At 46.9% G+C, this 12,610-nt stretch carries 16 protein-coding genes and 2 pseudogenes; 8 read left to right on the forward strand and 10 right to left on the reverse strand.

Features of this window, described 5'->3' with window-relative positions; all coding sequences use genetic code 11:
* Window positions 1-4 precede the first annotated feature (4 nt).
* Window positions 5-1,381, reverse strand: a complete 1,377-nt coding sequence (rpoN, locus tag IT6_RS03475; protein ID WP_206827813.1) for an RNA polymerase factor sigma-54 — start codon at window positions 1,379-1,381, stop codon at window positions 5-7.
* A gap of 96 nt (window positions 1,382-1,477) precedes the next feature.
* On the opposite strand from rpoN, the gene IT6_RS03480 reads away from it, so the two are divergent.
* Window positions 1,478-2,266, forward strand: a complete 789-nt coding sequence (locus tag IT6_RS03480; protein WP_206827815.1) for an MBL fold metallo-hydrolase — start codon at window positions 1,478-1,480, stop codon at window positions 2,264-2,266.
* Between the two features lie 357 nt (window positions 2,267-2,623).
* On the opposite strand, the gene IT6_RS03485 is transcribed toward IT6_RS03480, so the two are convergent.
* Complete coding sequence (locus tag IT6_RS03485; RefSeq protein WP_206827817.1) at window positions 2,624-2,875, reverse strand: hypothetical protein; 252 nt, start codon at window positions 2,873-2,875, stop codon at window positions 2,624-2,626.
* A gap of 151 nt (window positions 2,876-3,026) precedes the next feature.
* Window positions 3,027-3,250: pseudogene (locus IT6_RS10620) on the reverse strand (restriction endonuclease); the annotation flags it as partial.
* Window positions 3,251-3,510: 260 nt separating this feature from the next.
* Here IT6_RS10620 and IT6_RS03495 point away from each other — a divergent pair.
* From IT6_RS03495 to IT6_RS03510, 4 genes are all read left to right on the forward strand, one after another.
* Window positions 3,511-3,804, forward strand: a complete 294-nt coding sequence (locus tag IT6_RS03495; RefSeq protein WP_206827821.1) for a hypothetical protein — start codon at window positions 3,511-3,513, stop codon at window positions 3,802-3,804.
* A 592-nt stretch (window positions 3,805-4,396) separates the two neighbouring features.
* A complete protein-coding gene (locus tag IT6_RS03500) occupies window positions 4,397-5,230 on the forward strand; it encodes a vWA domain-containing protein (protein WP_206827823.1) in 834 nt (277 codons plus the stop codon).
* A 19-nt stretch (window positions 5,231-5,249) separates the two neighbouring features.
* Entirely contained in the window at window positions 5,250-6,005 is a 756-nt protein-coding gene (locus IT6_RS03505; protein WP_206827825.1) for a hypothetical protein, read from the forward strand.
* On the forward strand, window positions 5,983-7,716 hold the full coding sequence (locus IT6_RS03510; protein ID WP_206827827.1) for a CFI-box-CTERM domain-containing protein: 1,734 nt from the start codon (window positions 5,983-5,985) through the stop codon (window positions 7,714-7,716). The genes IT6_RS03505 and IT6_RS03510 overlap by 23 nt, the downstream gene beginning before the upstream one ends.
* Before the next feature lie 98 nt (window positions 7,717-7,814).
* Here the strand turns inward: IT6_RS03510 and IT6_RS10625 are convergent, their stop codons facing one another.
* The 3 genes from IT6_RS10625 to IT6_RS03520 all read right to left on the reverse strand — a co-directional run bounded on the left by IT6_RS10625 (window position 7,815) and on the right by IT6_RS03520 (window position 8,849).
* The gene (locus IT6_RS10625) at window positions 7,815-8,000 is read right to left on the reverse strand and encodes a recombinase family protein (RefSeq protein ID WP_206827829.1); all 186 of its coding nucleotides are present in this window, start codon (window positions 7,998-8,000) and stop codon (window positions 7,815-7,817) included.
* Window positions 8,001-8,288: 288 nt separating this feature from the next.
* Window positions 8,289-8,552: a DUF6804 family protein gene (locus IT6_RS10630; protein WP_390881571.1), complete on the reverse strand. Its 264-nt coding sequence runs from the start codon at window positions 8,550-8,552 to the stop codon at window positions 8,289-8,291.
* A 3-nt stretch (window positions 8,553-8,555) separates the two neighbouring features.
* The gene (locus IT6_RS03520) at window positions 8,556-8,849 is read right to left on the reverse strand and encodes a hypothetical protein (RefSeq protein ID WP_206827831.1); all 294 of its coding nucleotides are present in this window, start codon (window positions 8,847-8,849) and stop codon (window positions 8,556-8,558) included.
* 218 nt (window positions 8,850-9,067) lie between these two features.
* Between IT6_RS03520 and IT6_RS03525 the strand changes: the two genes are divergently transcribed.
* Both IT6_RS03525 and IT6_RS03530 read left to right on the forward strand, forming a co-directional pair.
* Entirely contained in the window at window positions 9,068-9,364 is a 297-nt protein-coding gene (locus tag IT6_RS03525) for a hypothetical protein (RefSeq protein ID WP_206827833.1), read from the forward strand.
* A gap of 45 nt (window positions 9,365-9,409) precedes the next feature.
* On the forward strand, window positions 9,410-9,577 hold the full coding sequence (locus IT6_RS03530; protein ID WP_206827835.1) for a hypothetical protein: 168 nt from the start codon (window positions 9,410-9,412) through the stop codon (window positions 9,575-9,577).
* A gap of 65 nt (window positions 9,578-9,642) precedes the next feature.
* Here the strand turns inward: IT6_RS03530 and IT6_RS10635 are convergent, their stop codons facing one another.
* The 3 genes and pseudogenes from IT6_RS10635 to IT6_RS03545 all read right to left on the reverse strand — a co-directional run bounded on the left by IT6_RS10635 (window position 9,643) and on the right by IT6_RS03545 (window position 10,708).
* Window positions 9,643-9,741 carry a helix-turn-helix domain-containing protein gene (locus IT6_RS10635; protein ID WP_390881572.1) on the reverse strand — a complete coding sequence of 33 codons (99 nt, stop codon included), beginning with the start codon at window positions 9,739-9,741 and terminating at the stop codon, window positions 9,643-9,645.
* A pseudogene (locus tag IT6_RS03540) lies at window positions 9,735-10,363 on the reverse strand (IS607 family transposase). The gene IT6_RS10635 and the pseudogene IT6_RS03540 overlap by 7 nt, the downstream one beginning before the upstream one ends.
* A 51-nt stretch (window positions 10,364-10,414) precedes the next feature.
* Window positions 10,415-10,708, reverse strand: a complete 294-nt coding sequence (locus tag IT6_RS03545) for a hypothetical protein (RefSeq protein WP_206827847.1) — start codon at window positions 10,706-10,708, stop codon at window positions 10,415-10,417.
* A gap of 89 nt (window positions 10,709-10,797) precedes the next feature.
* On the opposite strand from IT6_RS03545, the gene IT6_RS03550 reads away from it, so the two are divergent.
* Complete coding sequence (locus IT6_RS03550) at window positions 10,798-11,502, forward strand: DsbA family protein (protein WP_206827849.1); 705 nt, start codon at window positions 10,798-10,800, stop codon at window positions 11,500-11,502.
* A 64-nt stretch (window positions 11,503-11,566) separates the two neighbouring features.
* Here IT6_RS03550 and IT6_RS03555 read toward each other — a convergent pair whose 3' ends face one another.
* Window positions 11,567-12,601: a glycosyltransferase family 4 protein gene (locus IT6_RS03555; protein ID WP_206827857.1), complete on the reverse strand. Its 1,035-nt coding sequence runs from the start codon at window positions 12,599-12,601 to the stop codon at window positions 11,567-11,569.
* Between the last annotated feature and the right edge of the window lie 9 nt (window positions 12,602-12,610).

Consider the following 12,610-nt stretch of genomic DNA (forward strand, 5'->3'; position numbering starts at 1 on the left):
ATCTTTAGCTTGTCCGACGTAAATGGCTCGGTAAGATTTTTAAATGAGCCCTATACTTAGCAATGGTTCGTCGAGCCATTTTTATTCCCTCTTTAGCTAGAAGAGCAACTATTTGCTGATCGGATAAAGGAGATTTTGGGTCTTCGTTGCGGATGAGCCTTTCTATGGCTTCTTTAACGATCTGATTGGCCACAAACTCCCCAGTCTCCTTTTGAAAACCTGAATTGAAAAAATACTTAAGTTCGAATATACCGTGAGGGGTTTTTATATATTTATTAGCGATGGCACGGCTGACCGTCGTTTCATGCACATCGATCTTTTTGGCTATTTCGCTCATTGTCAAGGGTTTCAAGGAATGAGGGCCGAAATTAAAAAAATCCTCCTGGCTTTGGATAATCGCTTCGGCAACCCTTAAAAGAGTACTTTCCCTCATCTTCAAACACTTAATCAAGAAAAGCCCCGAACGTTTTTTTTCTTTCAAATAATTTTTTAAATAGGGATCTTTATCCTGTTGACTGAGCAGACTCTCATAATAGTGATTAATACGCAACCTAGGTATTACCTCTTCGTTGAAGTAAACTTTCCAGCTTCCCGCTTCTTTAACAACAATAAGATCTACCTGGATTATCTTTTCTTTCTCATCACCCCGATACTTCGAACCTGGAAAGGGATTAAGGGAACGAATGGACTCAACCGCTTCCTGGACTTGTTTAAGGTTTACTTTTAATTGTTTTGCTATTTCAGATAATTTTTTCTTTTCTAGCAGAGTTAAATACTCGCTAACAATACGAAACTCTAAAGAGTTTTCCTTTCCCAAGGCTTTGAGCTGTAACAAAAGGCATTCAGAAAGGTTTCTCGCAGCTATACCTGGGGGATCAAGAGATTGAACAAGCTCCAAAGCTTTTTCCACCAAACCATAAGGCAAACCCAGTTCATGAGCGATGTTTTCCAACTCAGTGTTTAAATATCCCCTGTCATCTAAATTACCAATGATGTAATGAGCGGCTTCCAAAAGGGTGTTGTCGGTGCAAACCAAAGAAAGTTGCTTAGAAAGTTCCGTAACCATGGATTCAGGGACAACCTGGGAATCGAAAAAAAACTGCCTCTTTTTTTCATCTTCAGTCGATCTTTGAGATCCCTCAAAATTCGGTCCCAAATAGTCATACCATTTTTCTTTTTCCTGGAGTAACCCTTCGATAGATTGTCCTCCCAAAGGCTTGTCTTCAGACATTTCTAAAAGGGGATTGGATAACAACTCCTGCTGGATAATTGCAGACAGCTCAACAGCAGGAGCTTGCAAAATAGTTAAAGAATGTTGCATTTGAGGCGACAACGCCTGATGCAACTTAATCGATTGATAAAGTCCTAACGATGTTGACACAGTTTATTCTATTCCAATATGAAGCATTTTCTAGGCCAATTTATTTTTTTCTTTTTTTTCTCGCAAAAAAAAAGTTGAAATGAAATAGTCAAAAAAATGGTCAGGCTGAGCGTTCTAGCGAGTGGAAGCAAAGGCAACGGTTACTTGTTGGAAACTGAAAAATCCCGTGTTCTTATAGACCCTGGAATTCGGTGCAAACAGATCCTTGATCATCTTTCTAGGTTAGCCATTTCTCTTGAGTCCATAACAGCCGTTTTTATTACCCATGAACATGCCGACCATGTCGCTGGGCTACCTGTCTTGTTAAAAAAACTGCCTTTGCCTTTATATTGCAACACCCTTACTTGGAAATCGTTGAAAAAAGCAATGGGATGGGAAGATAAAGCAGTGAATTGGAAGCCTTTTGAGTCGAGTAGTCGATTTCTCTTGGATGAGATAGAAATCGAAAGCTTCCCCGTGCCCCATGATGCAGCTGATCCCGTAGGGCTTCTCTTCCATCACCGACATGGAACGATTGGACTTCTCACAGACCTCGGCTACATCACAAAATTAGTGAAAGAAAAGATTATCCGCTCTCATACCTTAATTCTGGAATCCAACTATGACATGAACTTGCTACAAGCGGACAAGAAAAGACCTTGGTCAGTAAAACAAAGAATTTTATCTCGCCACGGGCATCTTTCCAATGAAGCGAGTTCTTTAATCGCCTGTGACTTGGCCAGGGAAGGAGTTAAAAACCTATTCTTGGCTCATTTGAGTGAAGATTGTAACCGCGTAGAACTGGCCGAAACGACCGTAAAAAATAAGATCCTTTCTTCCAAACTTCCCATTCCTCACATCCAGGCCATAGATCCGGCTCATCCCTTCTTACAAATTACGCTCTAAACAAAACCGTTGCGCTTCGCGGGCAAAATCCTGTCCTCCACTATCTTCCATGTTGCGGATATATGGTTTGTCAGCATCACCGTGGACAGCCAAGACCCGCTGCGACACCGCGATGAAAACAAAGGCATGGTTTGGGGTGGATTTGGGCATTGTGACCCAGGCGAAGCTCTTGACGGGAGAGACCCTCCCCGGCCCCAAGGCCGCACACGGCCCTGCTCAAGAGTCTTTGCAGGCTCTTGCGCCGTCTTTCGCGCAACCGGGCGAAGGTGCGCATTAAGCTTGCGCAGCTTCACGCCCGCATCGCCAAACATACGACAGGAGGCCCTGCACAAGCTTATATCCAGCCTCAGCCGGCGATTACACACCACCGCCATCGAGGTACTGAATGCGCGTGGGAGAGGCAGAAACCGCCATCTGGCCCAATCCATTGCCAACATGGGCTTTTTCGAGTTCCGGTGAAAGTTGGAATACAAGGCCGAACGGCACGGCGGCTTGGTGCTTGTGGCGGATCGGTTCTTCGCCAGTAGCTAAGAGGTGCTCCGCGTGCGGGTAGGCGATCGATGTGCTGCCGTTATCGACGCGGAAAGGGGCATGACCGGCTCGTGACACACGCCGGAGGTCAAGCCTGTAGAGAGAAAGGCTCTGGATTCAGTCACAAGGCCGAAGTAAAACCGGTCTCGATAAAGAAGGAAGTTAGCTCTGTTGCTGTTTGAGCTGGAATGAGTAAGTCTGATGGAACGAATGTCAACTACGTTGTAGCCTAGCAGTCTACGCGACGAAGTACCGTATCATAAAGCCCGATGTCTTCTCCCTCATGCTTATTAATGCAAGTGTAGGCAAGGCTGGGGCTTCGTAGCGCTTGAATTTATACACCGCATCGTTCATCAGGGCGCTGTTGAACACCCCCAGGCTGACGAGTAGTTCAAAGTCCTTTACCGTCAATCCAGTGACCTTCTTGAACAACCCTGGCTCCAATTTCGAGAGGCGGATACCTCCTCGAAGGTCCTGGTTGTATTCTTCAACCGTACGAGGTGGTTTGCTCCAACTAGTTTCTTTGATAAAAAAAGCCAGTTCCTTGCGGGTCATGCAGATTTTGTTGCCGTGGTAGATCATCATGGGATTGGCTCGACAAGGTGGATCCACCAATAGATTACCACCAAACGCCCACCCCTGCCTAGAAGGAGAGTAAACTGATAGTTATACCTGTGTTCGATTCGCTCAACCTCCACCTCGAAGAGAAAGGCATGTCTAGAAAACAAGCCGAACCGGAGGCGCTGAGCGAGTTCGTTTTTGCCAATTTGGCCACAAAGGCAGACATCGCCGAGATCAAAGGCGAGATTGCTGGGTTGGACCGGCGCATCTCATCGTTCAAGAACGAAATTGTAGACCTGCACGGAAAGCTGTGTAAAATCGACGCCAGTTTCGAACGCATAGACCGCAAATTCACTCTCTACTTCACGGCGATTCTGTTCGCCGTGATCTTTCTCAACCAGGATGCACTGGCGTTCATTGCCCGACTGTTCAGACTGATCCGCTAGTGCACCTTGTCCGCCAACCCCTTGTCGGGGAATATCCGTCCCTGGTAAGGGACGTGGTTTCCCCGGCTTTTTTGTCATAAACCCGAACGGCATTCGCCGATAGCGCGCCGGACGACATCATTATCAACGTATGAGCCAATGGGAGTACAGTAAGGACATCCAGTATCTAAGACAAAAATCGGAAGCAAATCGCATCCTATACTAGATGCCATCTCTTGAAGGGGATTGGGAGTGTTACACTTATCCACGTTGGATGCACAGGCAGGCTAACTTTCCAGTTCATGCGCGAGCGTAGCCGGTTTCGTGGAACCAGTTGTTATACGCCTATTCATTGACGCTGACACCTCAAAAAGCCGCACCTAGACCACACAAATGGTCTCCTGACGAAAATTCAAGTTCAACGAGGACTTGAAACTACTACCCTCCCCAAAAAGGGCACATGCCTCCATAACTTTCACAAGATGCGCCAGATGCACTAGATTAGATTTAGAAAATCGTCTTTATCTGAAGGGAAATTGATATAAAAAAAATTTGCTTTTTGGGAAAAAAAATGATTAAATACGAATTTATCTTTATCTGAAGGGAAAATGACATGGCGTACACAGCAGAAATTAACCGCAGTAATCCGACCGCGTTTCTATTTCTAATCGACCAATCCGGATCGATGAATGATCAGATGTCATCATGTAAATCAAAAGCGGAGCAGGTAGCCGATGTACTAAACCGAACACTTGCTAGCCTGATCATCCGCTGCACTAAGGCCGAAGGAGTCCGGGATTACTTCGAGATCGGAGTAATTGGGTATGGCGGTAATGGGGTCTATAACGCCTTTCAGGGCATGCTCGGATCATCCGTTATGCATCCGATCTCTGCTATAGAAAAATCCCCGCTGCGCATCGAGGAGCGCAAGAAGAAAATGGACGATGGGGCAGGAGGTATTATCGAACAATCCGTGAAGTTCCCAGTTTGGTTTGAGCCTCATGCGAGTGGGGGGACACCGATGTGTTTAGCGATCACAAAAGCTGTAGAAGAGCTTGTACCCTGGTGTGATTCCCACCCAAACAGCTATCCGCCGACCGTTCTACACATTACGGACGGAGAGTCCACCGACGGAGACCCGGAAGAACTCACCACACAGCTTCGCCAGATTCAGACAAACGATGGTTCTCTCCTAACGTACAACTTGCACGTCAGCACCTCTGGTGCAAATCCTATTGAGTTTCCGGCCTCCGAAATGGGGCTACCAGACGCCTATGCCAAGCTTCTGTTTCGAATGTCAAGTCAACTTCCAGCGCACCTCATTAGATATGCCCAAGAGAGAGGTTATACGGTAGGCACGGAGTCCCGAGGCTTCATGTTCAACGGGGATATCGTACAGATCGTGGAGTTTTTCGATATTGGTACGCGTGCCTCACAACTGCGCTAAGTTAGTCTAGAACAAGCACATGCGGGTGGTCTTTGCAGAGCAGGTACCAAAGGAGCCTTCGTTTCCCGACGTCAATGAAGACGTTCTCGAACTACGAAGAAGCGACATAGGGCGAATTGCAGTAAGCGACGGTGCTTCAGAGTCGTTCGACTCGAAGAGGTGGGCAAAGCTACTTACGGCCCGCTTCGTCCAGAACCCTAAATTAGACAAAACATGGCTTGATAGCGCCATCTCGGACTATCAGACCCAATTTAACCCGGCTCAGATGTCTTGGTCACAGCAGGCAGCTTTCGATCGGGGAAGCTTTGCAACCCTTTTGGGGATCGAACAGCTTGTTGAGCATAACTCAATAAGCATCTTCAGTGTTGGCGACAGCATAGCAGTGTTTTTAGACGGTAATGATTTGATTGATTCCTTTCCCTACAGGCGGGCTGAGGAGTTCCAGCAGCGTCCCGAACTGTTCAGCACCAACGCCGCGCTCAATGACTTCTTCTCATCTCCAGATTTTTCTACCCGCTATTACAAAACTTGGTCCTTGATGAACAGAAAAGCTCCTGTTGTTCTCTGCATGACAGATGCTATTGGGGAATGGTTCCTCCGAGCCGCACAAGAAGGTAATCATAAGTGGCGCGTACTGACCAAGATAAGAGACATTTCGGATTTCGAATCACTCGTGCTACAAGAACGTCAATCTGAGAACATGCGGATAGATGACACGACGCTAGTGAGGCTCGCTTTCGACGCGATAGATAATGATGAACTACCCTACCCTTGAGCAGTACAACGAGACGTTACAAAACCCCCAAACCGCTCTTATTGACCCTGAGCTCAAGAAGGGTACTATTGCGACAACCTATCTTGGTTTACCGCTCGCTTTGTGCGGCGGCTTTGCACTTACCTACACCATCACGACTGCGAGCGCCCGATACGCTGTTCGATGCTTCCACAAGCAATCGAATGCTCTCGAGCAGCGTTATAAAGCTATTTCTCAAAGGCTCAAATCGTTACGCTCCCGATACTTCCTCGATTTCGAGTTCCAGACTCAAGGTGTACGTGTCAACGGTAAAGTATTCCCTATTGTCAAAATGGCATGGGCGAGTGGTAAGACCCTAGGGGAATTTTTAGAACAACGATATCGAAATCCAATGGAATTACAACAGTTGAGATTATCTCTTCGATCCCTTTCCAGCTACTTGGAAAATCATCATTTGGCGCACGGCGATATACAACCTGGCAATGTCATGGTTGCTAACGGCGGTCTTTCTGTGCAACTCATTGACTACGACGGTATGTATGTCGATGACCTAAAAGCACTTGGAAGTACTGAACTCGGGCACCGAAATTTCCAGCATCCAAAGCGCACTAGTAACTCATGGGATTATCGACTCGACAGATTTTCTTTCATCTCTATCGATCTCGCACTTCGAGTGCTAGAGGAATGTCCGGAATTGTGGGGCAAAACGCAATCTAGCGGTGACGCTATACTGTTTAAAGCAAATGATTTTATTGATCCAAGGCAATCAGACATTTTCAACAAGCTGTTTGCACTCCCCAAGTTTTCTCAAGACGCAAAAAACTTTGCTACCATTTGCCAAAGCCCGTTCGAGAAGATTCCAACACTCGAGGAGTTCATCACCTATAAAAATATACCTCAACCAGTCATCTCGAAACCGCCCATCGCTCCTCTTGGTCCAAGGCCATATATTCCTCCCTTTCCCGTTTTAGATGCTACAAATTACGCCCTCTGCCTTCAACATGTAGGCGATCGAATAGAGCTAATTGGAAAAATCGTCGAGGTTAAAACTGGATCAACTCGCCACAGAAAGCCTTATGTTTTTGTTAACTTTGGACCATGGCAAGGGAAAAGCGTCAGAATCAGCATCTGGTCCGAAGGTCTATCTGCACTTGCACAAAAACCTGACGCACAGAAACCTAATCGCAGTTGGATCGGAAAATGGGTGAGTGTAGTTGGCCTCATGGAACCTCCATACGAAAATCGCAAATATCAATACACTCATTTGGCTATCAGCATCACGCAAGCTAATCAACTTTGTATAATCAGTGAATTGGAGGCTAAGTTCCGCTTATCGAGCACATCAATGATATCACCCAATAAAAATAGAGAAATATTGGAGGGAATACGCAAGAAAAGCGGCACGTTATCCCCAAGCAAGACATTTACACAAGCGCCATCCAGCCCTAACCAAGCGGTTCTGCAGACCATGAAAAATACTCAATCATCGAACACAAAGAACGACTGCTTCATTGCCACGGCTGTATACGGACCCGATTCCCCTAAAACCAATGCACTGCGCACTTGGCGCGATAGGGCGCTGGCACCCTCAAAACTAGGGCGCACTTTTATCAGCTGCTATTACACGTTGTCGCCATGGGTTGTGCCGGTCATCGAACGAAACGAACGACTCGCCTCCATCGTGATGAGAATGCTGGATTGGCTCGTTACATGGGTCGGTAAACATCCGTGATCCCATAGTCCACAATTACCCCTATCCGAGCATGGCGGCCTTGATCCGCTGCACGATCGCCGTGCCCAAGCCGTTTATCTTCACTGCCTTCAAGATTCTCATCCCGACAACAAGAGACGCCTGGATTGCCGCTTCCTTGTCCGCTTCTCGGTCTGTGGGCGGTCTAGCGTCTTACCGTTCGCCCTAGCACGGGCGAGGCTCATTTGCACCCGCTCCCGGATCATGGCCCACTCAAATTCGCCAAAGACCCCGAGCATCTGAAATATGGCTTTCCAGACTGGCATCGTGGTATCGATCCCCTGCTAATTTAGATAGAGGTAGATCCCGTATCCGTGGATGTGGATGCCGAACAGGAAGGAAACCATGTATTGTAGCCTCCGACAAAGCGCATCGAGTGCACTCGTACTTGGCAACGTCGGTGGCAATGGCAAAGATAACTTGAAGGTATCATGTAACGGCTAACGTCCACCATAACCGGTATGTAAAAGCGCCGCTTTATTATGCTTTTGCACGTCCGAGTTGATGGTGTGGTTAGGTGTCTTCATTTTCAGCCTGCTATACATGACTTTTGGTTAGCAGCAAGAACAACCCAGCACAAATGTCGATAAATGCCCAAAACTCTTTTGGCAGTGAATTTTGACGATTGGGTTAAAAAGACTCGCGAGTAGCCCAAAGACCCACGGAAGAGATTGGTCTTTACGATTGTAACTTACGAGTGCAGCCCACGCAAACACCCCTGTTATCACAAAGCGCAGGAGCATGTGGTAGCCATATGGCAAAGGCGCAGCCCCAATGAATAATATTGCAACTGCGATATAAATTACGGCTACAGGCATTGGCTATGACCTGCTTAAGAATTTTTTCTGGACTCCCGCGCCCATTGTATGTATGACTCCGATAATCACAAGTGGACCAAAGAAAAGACTGCCCACCTGTAGCCATGACAAGTGCCAAGCTGTCACAACACCGAACATCCCGACTATGGTACCTACAAGTGCCATGTATTCAGTAAACAACCCTCGATTGAAGTCGAATGCTTTATTCTCGATGGAAATTGTGGCTATCCACTGAACATCAGGCATGTTTACGGTCGCCCTTGAGGAGACGTCTCCGCAATCCGCTGATACCTGCACCTCGGCGGAAACTCATTCTTTTGCTCCCGCCTTGCAGCAACCAGGGATGCGAATTGTACCGATGGATTGGTAACTTGGCTACCCAGCAACTTGAACGCAAATGCCAGTATTGTACACCAGATTTTTCGGCACAATTCCTCCCCAGAATAAAGTCAGGGGTTTCCTTGCGGAGGGTCTATGAAACATCATCAACCCATCGAGCGAGCGCGCTACCCATCGTGGCCAGCACTCTGGGCCGGAAATTCGGCGTCCAGGTCGCCATCGGTGGCGATCAGGCGGCGACTGACGGAAAGGCCATCGTCCTTACCGCGTCCGCCATGGACGAGGTAAAGACCGTCCTTTGGGGCTACCTGGCCCAAGAAGCAGGTCATGTTCGCCCAACTGACTTTGAGATCTTCAAGGATGTGGCCGACTGGCCGCTGCGGAAGGCAACCCTTAACGTTTTGAAGGACATCCAGATCGAATTGGCGTGCGGTTTTAAAATGGACATTCTGCCGCTGCTGGTTCGGGAGTGAATGTAATCAACTTTGTTGCTGTTTGAGCAGGAATGAGTAAGTCTGATGGAACGGCTCGCGCATACGCACCCATCCAAGCAGAGAGATGCGGATGCGGCAGCCGTTACCGAAAAAGTGCTCGTTGGTAAGGATAAAGTGGTCGTCGCGGCCTTTTTCCTAAGATTTGGGATTTTCGCCCACCCTACCCAAAAGTTTCTTGAATGCTTCGCCTAGCTATATGATCTCCATCTGCAAGGAGCATTTGCTGATGTTCTGCATCCAAGAGAAACGCTCACGCTTTATGGCACCCAAGCTGTCGGCGCAGTGCCAACGGTACGGACAAAGTAGGTTGCCTGCGTGTTGTTGGGGTCAAGGGCAATTTTGTAAGTCATCAGCATGCCTGTGCCTCCTCAACCACTTTCTTCACGCCATCAAACAGCTTCCAGTTCTTGCATGAACGTTGCCGCAGAGCCGAGCACTGAACACCGTGATGATCTCCAGTACGTCCTTGGCCAAGTCTTCCTCGAAGGTCGTCTCCTCGCCCTAGTTGAAAATGGCCATTTTAACATTCTTTGCCTCGCAAATGGCAAAGACCAGTTCCGCGCCGAAGCGTAGTAGCCGATCTTTATGCGTGATGACGAGTCGTCCAACTTGGCCTATAGGGATTGCATTAGCAGACGCTTCAACCTCTTCTTGGGGTAGTTCATGGCCCAATCCAGATCGGCAATGACCTCAAACGTCCATCCTTGACGGTCACAATAAAGTTCCAGCACTTGTTTTTGCCGCTTCAGGTCATCTTCCTAACCGTGGCTGGACAGGCATGAATAGCCCTCGGTCCGGCGCTACGCGTCCGCCTCGGCACTGAACAGTTCAGGCTTGATCTTGGCCAGGTCATAGCGGCGATGGCCGCCTCGCCGTGTGTTCGGCGGCCAGTCTGCCCGTCGCCTCACAGAAGCGCAGCGTCACAATCGATACGCCCAACACCCAGGCGGCGTCACCAATGCTTACCAATATTTCCATATTGGAGAGTATCGAATTTGGAATTCAACCTAACTGTTTATCCCCTTCCCTTCAACTCCTATTGATCAAAGATAAAGCAATGGTTTTCCACTCCGAGTCGAAATCTTCCCCTGGCTGTTTTCCCGCCCTTGAATACCAATACTGGCTGTTTGGAATATCTCCTTCTTTGCGATGCAAAAAAGCATGAACCCAGTAGCAATCTTTATCCTCATGACTCTGCACAATGCGATGGGCTTTTTGCCAATTGCCCTTTTTTTCAAAAAACAGGGCTTGAAGGGCAGCAGAAAGAAATTCGGGTGGACTATCGTTTTTTTCTATGATATCGAAAAATTCCTGTAAGCTCATAGAAAATCTAAATTTACATGATTCAGCGGCTAAACTGGATTCTTTTTTATAAGAAGAAAGGGATTTTGACTATAATTTTTTGTTAAGATATGACCACATTCATTATAAGTAGGCTTTTGCCCCTTATCCTTTATTTTTTGCTTTTTCCCCTGATTTCAGGAGCTAAACCAAACGCCGAACCGATTCCCCCTTCCCCTCTTCCTCCGCTGTCCGCCGAGGCGAGAGCAAAAATCTTGAGGCCTTTATCTATAGATTGGATACAGGGAGAACCAAACGCTGCTGTGATCATTATCGAATATCTGGATCTGGAATGCCCAGTTTGTGCCGCCTACTACCCTCTGCTGCAGGAGCTGAAAAAGAAATACGGTGATAAAATATCCTGGATCATGCGTCATAATCCCTCTATTTCCCATCCTGAAGCATTCCCCGCTTCCATGGCTGCTGAAGCAGCTGGCCGGCAAGGAAAATTCTGGGATATGGTTAGCTTGCTTTTAAAAAACCAGAAAGAATGGTCTTTCAAGTCTAGCTGCACAGAGTGGTTTATTCACTATGCACAAGAACTCGGATTAAATGTAGAGCAGTTTAAAAAAGATCTCCAGGGTGTAGAAGGCATTCCTCTTCGGAAAAGGATTCTTGCTGACTGTCTTTCTGCCATTAGAGTCGGTGTAGATGGAAATCCTAGTTTTTTTATCAATGGAGAAAAAATTACCAATCCATCTAACCTCCAGGAGTTTTCGACGTTGATAGAAGCTGAATTAATAAAAAAGAAATCAACCCTCTCCCAAAAAAATTAAAGCAATACGCTTTTTGCCAATCAATTATCATCATGCAGTGCGATAGGAAGGGGACAAAAAAAGATTATTTTCTTTTTTCGGCAATAACCTTCTGATAGAGGGAAATGTAGGATTCTGCCATCTTTTGTGCTGAGAATCGCTTTTCGAACCTCTCACGACATTGTTTTCTGTTAAAGGTATGGATCTGGCTTAAAACATTAACCGCTTCTTGAACATTTTGAACGATAAACCCCGTGATTCCATGATCAACAACCTCGGGAATTGATCCTTGTGGGTAAGCGATGACGGGAGTGCCGCAAGCCATGGCTTCAATCATGGAAAGCCCAAAAGGTTCTGGCCAACAGACAGGAAAGAGCAGGGCCAAAGCTCCTCCCAAAAGTTCGTTTTTCTCCTTATCGGTGATTTCTCCCAAATACTCGATGTTTTTCTTTTTGAACTCAGGCAGAAGTTTTTCAAAATAGGCATCGTCTCCCAGTCCTACACGGGCTGCAATTTTTAACTTTAATCCTGCCATTCTCGCTATCGCTAAAGCATCATCCACTCCTTTTTCGGGAGATATTCTGCCCAAGAAAACGATATAATCAGAAGGATTTTCACTCAGCTGATAAAGAGACAAAGGAAGTCCATGATGAACCGTCCCTACCCAGCGTGCCAAAGCCAATCCCTGCCTTTGTACATGGGATATGGACGAAAGGGGAATATCTTGAAACTCTCGAAAAAACGGGATGTATTCGGGAAAATCCATGCGTCCATGGGGAGTAGTTAGATGGGGAACATCAAGCCTTCGTACAATAGGGAAATGGAAAAAATCGGTATGAAAATGGATAATATCAAACTGATCTTTATGTTTAAGCACTTCCTCCAGCAAAAGAACGTGGTAAACCTGGGGATTAACACAACGCTGAGTATCTTCCCAGAGAGCTTTGGGTATAATCGGATAGAGTCGAGAAGAAGTTTTTGAATCACCGCTGGCAAAAAGACAAACTTCGTGTCCCGCTTTTACAAGCTCTTCGGTTAAATAAGAAATTATCCGTTCTGTCCCTCCGTAACGGGGAGGAGGAACCGGTTCGTAAAGTGATGCAACCTGCGCTATTCTCAAAGAAAAGAC

Source organism: Methylacidiphilum caldifontis (assembly GCF_017310505.1).
In the GTDB taxonomy this organism is placed as follows: domain Bacteria; phylum Verrucomicrobiota; class Verrucomicrobiia; order Methylacidiphilales; family Methylacidiphilaceae; genus Methylacidiphilum; species Methylacidiphilum caldifontis.

Bases quoted from the DNA above. Each gene is read 5' to 3' on its own strand.
- IT6_RS03480 (WP_206827815.1), top strand. From the start codon at position 1,478: ATGGTCAGGCTGAGCGTTCTAGCGAGTGGAAGCAAAGGCAACGGTTAC.
- IT6_RS03495 (WP_206827821.1), top strand. From the start codon at position 3,511: ATGTCTAGAAAACAAGCCGAACCGGAGGCGCTGAGCGAGTTCGTTTTT.
- IT6_RS10625 (WP_206827829.1), bottom strand. From the start codon at position 8,000: ATGCCAGTCTGGAAAGCCATATTTCAGATGCTCGGGGTCTTTGGCGAA.
- IT6_RS10635 (WP_390881572.1), bottom strand. From the start codon at position 9,741: ATGCTGATGACTTACAAAATTGCCCTTGACCCCAACAACACGCAGGCA.
- IT6_RS03530 (WP_206827835.1), top strand. From the start codon at position 9,410: ATGGAACGGCTCGCGCATACGCACCCATCCAAGCAGAGAGATGCGGAT.
- IT6_RS03505 (WP_206827825.1), top strand. From the start codon at position 5,250: ATGCGGGTGGTCTTTGCAGAGCAGGTACCAAAGGAGCCTTCGTTTCCC.
- IT6_RS03550 (WP_206827849.1), top strand. From the start codon at position 10,798: ATGACCACATTCATTATAAGTAGGCTTTTGCCCCTTATCCTTTATTTT.
- IT6_RS10630 (WP_390881571.1), bottom strand. From the start codon at position 8,552: ATGCCTGTAGCCGTAATTTATATCGCAGTTGCAATATTATTCATTGGG.
- IT6_RS03500 (WP_206827823.1), top strand. From the start codon at position 4,397: ATGGCGTACACAGCAGAAATTAACCGCAGTAATCCGACCGCGTTTCTA.
- IT6_RS03510 (WP_206827827.1), top strand. From the start codon at position 5,983: ATGATGAACTACCCTACCCTTGAGCAGTACAACGAGACGTTACAAAAC.
- IT6_RS03545 (WP_206827847.1), bottom strand. From the start codon at position 10,708: ATGAGCTTACAGGAATTTTTCGATATCATAGAAAAAAACGATAGTCCA.